Raw genomic sequence first — 8,602 nt, 5'->3', positions numbered from 1 at the left:
TTTTCTGGGCTCTGGCGGTCGCCTGCGTGCGCTTTCCCCCTTTGGGTAGCGGGTGTGAGCAGGACAAGCGGGAGTTCCGGTTGGCGGATTTTCGGGCCCTGCTGAAAGAGCGCTATTACCTGTTTGGCGTGGTGGCGCAGTTTTTTTATGTCGGTGCACAGGTGTGTATCTGGAGCTACATGATCCGCTACGGTCAGAGCGCTTTGCCCGGTGTGGGTGAAAAGGCCCTGGCCGATTATCTGGCGGCGTCTCTGGTGGCGTTTATGGTCGGCCGCTTTGTGGCCACCGGGCTGATGGGACGGATTGCGCCGGCCCGTCTGATGTTTGCTTACGCCCTGATCAGTGTCGGTCTCTGTGCGGTGGCGATATTGTGGCCCACACACCTGGGGCTACTGGCGCTGGTGTCCACCAGCTTTTTCATGTCTCTGATGTTTCCCACCATTTTTGCGTTGAGTCTGAAAGGGCTGGGGCCCCTGGCCAAGGCGGGATCGTCACTGTTGATCATGGCGATCATTGGTGGGGCGATCATTACCGCCCTGATGGGTCTGGTTTCGGATCTCACGCGTATTAACATTTCGGTCGTGGTCCCGCTGGGGTGTTTTCTGGTGGTGGCGGCCTTCGCCCGGCGTTCGGTGCGGGGTGCTGGATGACCGGTCTGGGGATCATCGACGCTCACCAGCACTGCTGGCAGTTGACGCGGCCCGAGTGTTCCTGGCCCACGCCGGACCTGCGGGCCATTTATCGCGATTTCGGTCCGCAGGACTTCTGGCGGGAGGCCGCCCCCCGGGGTGTGGTGGGCTCGGTTCTGGTGCAGTCCCAGCCGAACGAGGCCGATACCGATTATCTGCTGACGCTGGCCGAGCGCTGGCCCTCCATCCTCGGCGTGGTGGGCTGGACGGACCTGACCCGGGAGGCGGCCCCGGGGAGAATCCGGTCGCTGGCGCAGAATCCGTGGCTGAAGGGGTTACGGCCCATGCTCCAGGCGCTGCCAGAGGACGACTGGATTCTGCATCGGGCCAACCCGGACGCGCTGTCCGCCATGGCGGTGCAGGGGTTGGTGTTCGATGCCTTGGTGTGTCCGAGGCACTTGCCGGTTCTGCTGGAGCTGGCCCGCCGGCACCCGGATCTGACCATCGTGATTGATCACGGTGCCAAGCCGGATATCGCCCGGGGCGGGCTCGGTGGCTGGCAGCAGGGGCTCAAGGCGCTGGCGAGCTGTCCCCGGGTGTATTGCAAGCTCTCGGGGTTGGCCACCGAGCTGGCGCCGGGTCAGCCCTGGGAGGAGTTGCTTCCCTACCTGGATTCGGGACTGGAGATCTTCGGCCCCGAGCGGGTGCTCTGGGGCAGTGACTGGCCGGTGCTGAACCTGGCCGGAGACTACAGCCGCTGGTTGACCCTGGCGTGGCACCGGGTCAATGCCGTTACTCCGGGGCAGGAGGCGGCGGTGTTCAGGGGCAACGCCCGAGCGGTATACGGCCTGGCGATTTGAGTCTGGCTTTCCAAAAAAATGGCGCGTCGCAGGGCGTTGCCGTGAACGATCGGCCTTGGGATATTCCAGAATGAACGACGACAAAAACCGCAATAAAACCGCAAACGGCGAGGCGGACGCCGAGCGCAAATACAAGGCGCCCGCACTGGAGAAAGGTCTGGATGTGCTGGAGCTGTTGGCGAGCCGTCGTGAGCCCATGACCACCTCCCAGATAGCCGCCCATCTGGGGCGTTCGGTGAGCGAGCTGTTTCGCATGGTGTTGGCACTGGAGTACCGGGGTTATATCGTGCCCGCCGAGGGGCGCGATGGTTACACCCTCAGCAACAAACTGTTTACCCTGGGCATTGCCCGGGCACCCACCAAAACCCTGATTGAGCTGGCGCTGCCGGTCATGTCCGCGCTCGCCCGGCAGATCGGCCAATCCTGTCATATCGCCACGGCCTCCGGCGATCAGATTGTGGTGATCGGTCGCATCGAAAACCCGGGAGATCTGGGGTTTTCGGTGCGGGTCGGCTACCGGCGGCCCATGATTCAGGCGGCGTCCGGGTTGGCCCTCTACGGCTTTCAGAGCGGCGACACTCAGGCGGTGATGCGTGAACAACTGGCGGCGGCGGGCGAGGAAGCCCTGGCGGAGTTTATGGCCCGGGCCGAGGCGGCCCGGGAGCAGGGGTATGTGCGCACGCCCAGTGACTTCATCGACGGGGTGACCGACCTGTCGGCGCCGCTGATGGGGGCGCGGGGCGCTGTCGCGGCCCTCACCGTGCCGTTCGTGCGCTACCAACCGGAGCGTTGCACAGTGGACGAGGCGCTCAGCAAACTCCGTGCGGCGGCCACCGAGCTGTCCACCTTGCTCAGGCAGCACAGCCTGTAGCCATTGCCCGGACCGTCCCGCCGCGAAAAACCGGTTGACAGAGTACCGATTTTTACTTTTACTTGTGATCTGGTTTTTAATTATAAAAACTTTCGCAACGCTTCGGGCGATTTAAAAAGGGCTATTGTGACGCACTCCCGTTCTCTGCAACGCCGTACGCTGGGCCGCACGGCAATGACTCTGCCAACACTGGGATTCGGTGCGGCACCCATCGGCAACCTCTACCGCCCCCTCCCGGAGGAGCAGGCGCAGGCTGCGGTGGCGCAGGCGCTGGCGGAGGGTATCGACTACTTTGATACCGCCCCCCATTACGGTTTTGGCCTGAGCGAACAGCGCCTGGGCCCGGCGCTGGCGGGGCGGCCGGTAACCCTGTCGAGCAAAGTGGGGCGAACCCTCCAGCCCGTTGATCCCGGAGCACGCAACGAGGTCCGCTTCGGCTTTGCCGGGGCGGCGGATTTTACCCCTGTCTTTGATTACGGTTATGACGCCGTGCAGCGTCAACTGGCGGCTAGCGCCGAGCGCCTCGGGCGGCTTCCCGATATTGTCTACGCCCACGACCTGGGCCCGGTGACCCATGGCGAGCAGGATAGGTGGTTCTGGCGGCAGTTTCGCACCGGCGGTTACCGGGCGCTGCAGGAGCGCAAGGCAGCCGGAGAAATCCAGGCGATTGGGTTGGGCGTCAATGAGGTTGCCGTGTGCGAGCGGGCGCTGGGGGAATTGGAACTGGACGTCCTGCTGCTCGCCGGTCGCTACACCCTGCTCGAGCAGGGCGCACTGGTGCGCCTGCTGCCCGAGTGCCAAGCCCGGGGGGTGTCGGTGGTCGTCGGCGGCGCCTTCAACTCCGGCGTGCTCGCCACCGGGGTGCACACCGCCGGCCCCCACTACTACAACTATGCCCCGGCGCCGGCCTGGGTGATCGATCGGGTCGCCGCGCTCGAGGCGGTCTGCGCCGAGTTTGCGGTGCCATTGCCCGCCGCCGCGCTGCAATTTCCCGCCGCCCATCCGGCGGTGGCATCGGTGATTGCCGGCTGTGCCAGCGCTGCGGAAGTGAGTCGCGCGCGCCTCTGGATGGATCAGCCGATTCCGACAGGGTTCTGGAGCGCACTGAAATCCCGGGGCCTGCTCCCGGAGACGGCGCCCTGTCCGGTGGAGGCGTCTTGAGCCATGTCCGAGACCACACCCGTTTCGACCGATGCCCTGATATTGCTGCACCCGGACGACAACGTACTGGTGACCACCCGAAGCCTGCCCGAGGGCACCGAGATTACCCTGGATGGCCAGGCGCTGGTGTTGAACGGCGCACTGCCGGTGGGCCACAAGCTGGCCCGTCACGCGCTGGCCGCCGGCGACAGGGTTCTCAAATACGGGGTGCCGATCGGCTCCCTGTTGGCCCCGGTGGCCCGGGGCGACTGGGTGCATATGCACAACCTGAGCAGCGATTACCTGGCCAGCCATACCCGTGCGTCCGGCGGCCAGGTCAGCCCACCGTCACAGGAGCCGCCTAATGACTGACTCCATAGCTCCGCTTCGGGGTTTTGTCCGCGCCGATGGCCGCAAGGGTATTCGCAATGTGGTGCTGGTCGCCTATCTGGTGGAGTGTGCGCATCATGTCAGCCGCCGGATCGTCCAGCACTTCGACGACCTGGATGTACACCTGATCGGCTTCCCGGGCTGTTTTCCCAATCAATACGCCGGCAGGATGATGCGCTCGTTGACCACCCACCCGAACGTGGGCGCGGTCCTGCTGGTCTCTCTGGGGTGCGAGAGCATGGACCGGGACGGCCTGCGGGAGCACATCGCCGCGTCCGGCCGACCCGTGGAGTTGCTGGTGATACAGGAGGCCGGTGGCACCGCCGCCACCATCGCGGCGGGGATCGAGAAGGTCGAGGCCATGGGTGTCGAGTTGGCCGGTCAGACACCAGTTCCCATGGCCCTGAACGAGCTGGTGGTGGGCACCATCTGCGGGGGCAGCGACGGCACCAGTGGCATCACCGCCAACCCGGCCGTGGGGCGCTGCTTTGATCATCTGGTGGCGGAAGACGCCGCATGCGTCTTTGAGGAGACCGGCGAGCTGATCGGCTGCGAAAACATCATGGCGCAGCGGGCTCTGACTCCGGAACTGGGGGAGCTGATTCAGGCCTGTGTGGCCAAGGCGGAGCGCTACTATCGGACCATGGGATTCGGGAGCTTTGCGCCGGGCAATGCGGATGGCGGACTCACCACCCTGGAAGAAAAATCCATGGGAGCCTATTCCAAATCCGGCGCCTCGCCCATCAGCGGTCTGATCAAACCCGGCGATATTCCGCCCGCGGGCGGGCTCTATCTGCTCGATGTGGTGCCCGATGGCGAGCCCCGGTTCGGTTTCCCGAATATTGCCGACAACGCCGAGATTGTGGAAATGATTGCCAGTGGTTGCCACCTCACGCTGTTCACCACCGGCCGCGGCTCGGTGGTGGGGTCGGCCATCTCGCCGGTCATCAAAGTGTGCGCCAACCCCGAAACCTACCGCCGCCTGAGCGGGGACATGGACGTGAACGCCGGGCGGATTCTCACCGGCGAGGCCAGCCTGGATGAGGTGGGAGAGGAGATCTATCAGCGCGTCAGAGCGGTTGCCGCCGGCGAGCGCTCTGTGTCCGAAGCCCTCGGGCACCAGGAATTCATCCTGACCTATAAATCGTTTGAGCCCATTGGGCCCGGCTGCTTGCCGGTGCGCCAGGGCTGAGGCATTCATCAGGCCCGAACCGGGTGCTATGATCGCACTGACCAATAATCACAATGAGGACAATACCCATGATTCGAAGGACTCCCGCGCTTTTACTGATGCTACTGGCAACCCTCTCGGGCTGCACCACCTCCGGCGAGCCGGAGCACAAGACTGACCAACAGGAGGCTACCGTGCCCGCCTTGACCCTGGCGCCCCTGGAAGAGGAGTGGGCCATCGACTGGTGGATGCCCCGTCACGAGGAAAAGCTGGCCGCCCGGGCGAGCGATCCGGAACTGGTGTTTCTGGGCGACTCCATTACCCAGGGCTGGGAAGGTGAGGGGGCCGAGGCGTTTGAAGCGACGTTTGGTCAGTGGCGTACCCTGAACCTGGGGTTCAGCGGCGACCGCACGGAAAACGTGCTTTGGCGGCTGGAGCACGGGGAAGTGGAGGGCATTGATCCGAAGCTCGTGGTGATGATGATCGGGACCAACAACACCGGACACCGGATGGATCCGCCGGAGGATGTGGCGGCCGGGGTCACGGCGATCGTCAACGAACTGCGCCAGCGGTTGCCGGACACCAAAATTCTTCTGCTGGCCATCTTTCCCCGGGGTGAAACACCCGCCGATGAGATGCGGACCAACAATCGCGACATCAACCGGATGATCCGGTCTCTGGCGGATGGCTCAGAGGTGTTTTACGCCAATGTGAACCGGGTGTTCATGGACGGACAGGGCCAGTTGCACTCCGACATCATGCCGGACCTGCTGCACCCCAACGCCGAGGGCTACGAGCGCCTGGCGGAGGCGCTGAAGCCGATGGTTCAGTCCCTGATGACCCGGGGAACGCTGCCGGCGCAAGAGCGCTGATCCCAGTCCCCGGACCTGCCGGTGCTCACTTCCGGGAGATGGCTCAGGCGGCCTGAGCCGTTTCCGATGACGCCAGCGCCTCTTCGGGGGCGCTGGTGTGCCACTGCACCTGATCACTGTAGTGCAGCAGATGAATCTGTCCCTGGTGATCTTCCAGCAGGGCAGTGCAGCTCTCGATCCAGTCACCGGTGTTGGCATAGTGCATGCCGTTCTGCTCCAGCAGCGCGGCGGCGTGGATATGCCCGCAGATCACCCCGTCAAAGCCCCGCCGCCGGGCCTCTTCCATGGCCTCGGTCTGGTAGGTCTCAATCGCGGCCCGGGCACCTTTGATATTGCTCTTGATCAGCCCGGCCAACGAAAAGTAAGGGCGACCGAACCAGCGCCGGAAACGGTTGGACCAGCGGTTGATGAACAACAGCAGCTCGTAGGCCAGGTCGCCGCCAAAGCGGGTAATCCAGCTCAGGTTGATATAGGCGTCCATGGCATCGCCGTGCATGATCAGCCAGCGTCGGCCATCGGCGCTCTGGTATTCGTGCTCCTCGGCGATTTCGATCGGCCCGAACAGGTCGCCGTCGAAGCGCCGCATGGGCTCATCGTGGTTGCCGGGCACGTAGATCACCCGCACGCCTCGCCCGGCGAGCTCATAGAGCTTGAGCATCACCTGGTAGTGTTCGGCGGGCCAGCAGAAGCGCTTTTTCAGCGCCCAGAAATCGATCACATCCCCCACCAGATAGAGCGTGTCACACTGGATGTCGTCCAGAAAACGCAACAGATATTGCGCCTTGCAGTCCCGGTTACCCAGGTGCAGGTCGGAAATCCAGATGGTTCGGCTGTTGATCAGTGGTGAGAGGTGTTTGGACGCCCGGTGTGGGGCTTGCATTGCGGGAGAGGTTGCGTCGGTCATTGAGGGTGTCCCGTCGGCCTATGATGCGAACAGTCTGGCGATGGGCAATGACGAAACGACAACAATGCGATGAAAATTTGATGACAGGAGCGCACTGCGGCGCCCCGGGTCGGGTCAGTGAGGTTCGCCGCTCTGGCTCAACCAGTCCAGCACCGCATAGCGGCTCTCCAACATATCCCGATACACTTTCAGCACCTGGGGGTTGGGATTGGTCTGGCTTTCGAGGCGGTGGAGGCGGTCGGTAAGGAAGGCGATATCCTGATGCACCTTCGCGGCGATAGCGTCACCGCGCACCGATTCTCTGCCGATGACGACGTTGGGGCTGGCCATAAGCACGTTCCTTCTGCACAACGTGAGTAGATAACCCAGTATTGCACAAAAATCGCACAATGAAAGCCGTCCGACGAAAATAATTTGCCCGGCTAAACCTCCGCCCGGCGCAGCAGCGAGAGGACAAACAGCCCCGTGGCGCACAGTACAATGGAAGGGCCCGCCGGACTGTCCCAATAGAAGGACGCCGCCAGCCCCCCGAGCACCGACAGCGCGCCAAGTAGGCTGGCGCCCAGAGCCATGGTTTCCGGGGTGTGGGTCAGCCGGCGGCTGGTGGCGGCGGGGATGATCAGCAAGGCGGTGATCAACAGCACCCCGACCACCTTCATGGCAATGGCGATCACCAGGGCCATCAGCAGCATCAGGGCGGTGCGCACGGCGGTGACCGGAACCCCTTCCACCCGGGCCAGATCTTCATGCACGGTAATCGCCAGTAGCGGTCGCCAGAGCAGGAACAGCAGGACGGAGACCAGCACCGAGATCACCCAGATGGTGACCACATCCCCGGCGCTGGCGGAGAGAATGTCCCCGAACAGGTAGCCCAGCAGATCGATGCGGCTGTTGGTAAACAGGCTCACCATGACCAACCCCAGGGCCAGGGTGGAGTGAGACAGGATCCCCAGCAGAGTGTCGGTGGCCAGAAACCGGTTGTGCTGCAGGGCCACCAGAATCAGCGCCAGGAGCAGACAGCCCAGTGCCACGGCAAGATTCAGGTTGATGTTCAGAAGCAGCCCGAAGGTTACCCCGAGCAGTGCGGAGTGGGCCAGGGTGTCGCCAAAATAGGCCATCCGGCGCCAGACCACGAGTGCCCCCAGGGGGCCCGCGACCAGAGTTACTCCGAGGCCGGCCAGCAGGGCATAGAGTAGAAAGTCAGGCATGCCGGTGTTGGTCCTTTTCCACAATGTTGCCGTGATCGTCGTGGGTGTGGTCGTGATGGTGGGTATAGGGCGCCACCAGGGGCTTGGCGCTCTCGCCGAACAGGGCGATATACGCCGGGTCGTTGGTCACATGCTCGGGGTGTCCGTGGCAGCACACGTGCTGATTCAGGCAGATGACCGTATCGGTGGTCGCCATGACCAGGTGCAGATCGTGGGATACCAGTAACACCCCGCACTGGCGCTGGCGACGGATATCATTGATCAGCCGGTACAGGGCCTCCTGGCCGGTCACATCCACCCCCTGCACGGGTTCGTCCAGAACCAGGAGATTCGGGTCGCGCAGCAGCGCCCGGGCGAGCAGCACTCGCTGGGTTTCGCCGCCGGACAGATTGCTCATGGTGGCCCCGGTCAGCGCCTCGATGCCGGTCAGTGCCAGCACTTCGTCCAGGGGCAGGCGCGGTGTGCCGCCCAGGGTGAGAAAGCGTTTGACGGTCAGGGGCAGGCTCGGATCGATATGCAGTTTCTGGGGCATATAGCCAATGCGCAGCCCCGGGCGG

The 8,602-nt window shown here is 63.8% G+C and carries 10 protein-coding genes and 1 pseudogene; 7 read left to right on the top strand and 4 right to left on the bottom strand.

The window, feature by feature from the left end; genetic code table 11:
• The 7 genes and pseudogenes from B3520_RS05575 to B3520_RS05545 all read left to right on the top strand — a co-directional run.
• Positions 1 to 650: pseudogene (locus B3520_RS05575) on the top strand (glucose/galactose MFS transporter); the annotation flags it as partial.
• Positions 647 to 1,489, top strand: a complete 843-nt coding sequence (locus tag B3520_RS05570; protein WP_286804183.1) for an amidohydrolase family protein — start codon at positions 647 to 649, stop codon at positions 1,487 to 1,489. The pseudogene B3520_RS05575 and the gene B3520_RS05570, both read left to right, overlap by 4 nt.
• 70 nt (positions 1,490 to 1,559) lie before the next feature.
• Entirely contained in the window at positions 1,560 to 2,360 is an 801-nt protein-coding gene (locus B3520_RS05565; RefSeq protein WP_286804184.1) for an IclR family transcriptional regulator, read from the top strand.
• Between the two features lie 174 nt (positions 2,361 to 2,534).
• Positions 2,535 to 3,521: an aldo/keto reductase gene (locus B3520_RS05560; protein ID WP_286804185.1), complete on the top strand. Its 987-nt coding sequence runs from the start codon at positions 2,535 to 2,537 to the stop codon at positions 3,519 to 3,521.
• A gap of 3 nt (positions 3,522 to 3,524) precedes the next feature.
• Complete coding sequence (locus tag B3520_RS05555; RefSeq protein ID WP_286804186.1) at positions 3,525 to 3,872, top strand: UxaA family hydrolase; 348 nt, start codon at positions 3,525 to 3,527, stop codon at positions 3,870 to 3,872.
• Positions 3,865 to 5,082: a UxaA family hydrolase gene (locus tag B3520_RS05550; protein ID WP_286804187.1), complete on the top strand. Its 1,218-nt coding sequence runs from the start codon at positions 3,865 to 3,867 to the stop codon at positions 5,080 to 5,082. Before B3520_RS05555 ends, B3520_RS05550 begins: the two co-directional genes overlap by 8 nt.
• 68 nt (positions 5,083 to 5,150) lie before the next feature.
• Positions 5,151 to 5,933, top strand: a complete 783-nt coding sequence (locus tag B3520_RS05545) for a platelet-activating factor acetylhydrolase IB subunit (RefSeq protein ID WP_286804188.1) — start codon at positions 5,151 to 5,153, stop codon at positions 5,931 to 5,933.
• Positions 5,934 to 5,976: 43 nt separating this feature from the next.
• Here the strand turns inward: B3520_RS05545 and B3520_RS05540 are convergent, their stop codons facing one another.
• The 4 genes from B3520_RS05540 to B3520_RS05525 form a co-directional block, all read right to left on the bottom strand.
• Positions 5,977 to 6,837, bottom strand: a complete 861-nt coding sequence (locus B3520_RS05540; protein WP_286804189.1) for a UDP-2,3-diacylglucosamine diphosphatase — start codon at positions 6,835 to 6,837, stop codon at positions 5,977 to 5,979.
• A gap of 114 nt (positions 6,838 to 6,951) precedes the next feature.
• Positions 6,952 to 7,167 carry a hypothetical protein gene (locus B3520_RS05535; RefSeq protein WP_123639427.1) on the bottom strand — a complete coding sequence of 72 codons (216 nt, stop codon included), beginning with the start codon at positions 7,165 to 7,167 and terminating at the stop codon, positions 6,952 to 6,954.
• Between the two features lie 92 nt (positions 7,168 to 7,259).
• Entirely contained in the window at positions 7,260 to 8,045 is a 786-nt protein-coding gene (znuB, locus tag B3520_RS05530) for a zinc ABC transporter permease subunit ZnuB (protein ID WP_024461895.1), read from the bottom strand.
• A partial coding sequence (locus B3520_RS05525; protein ID WP_286875593.1) for an ATP-binding cassette domain-containing protein occupies positions 8,038 to 8,602 on the bottom strand: 565 nt, incomplete at its 5' end. The genes B3520_RS05525 and znuB, both read right to left, overlap by 8 nt.

Origin of the sequence: Marinimicrobium sp. UBA4509, from assembly GCF_002388575.1 — a bacterium.
Taxonomy (GTDB): Bacteria; Pseudomonadota; Gammaproteobacteria; order Pseudomonadales; family Cellvibrionaceae; genus Marinimicrobium; species Marinimicrobium koreense.
The sequence above is the reverse complement of the archived record's forward strand: the minus strand, read 5'-3'. Positions and strand labels throughout refer to the sequence as shown.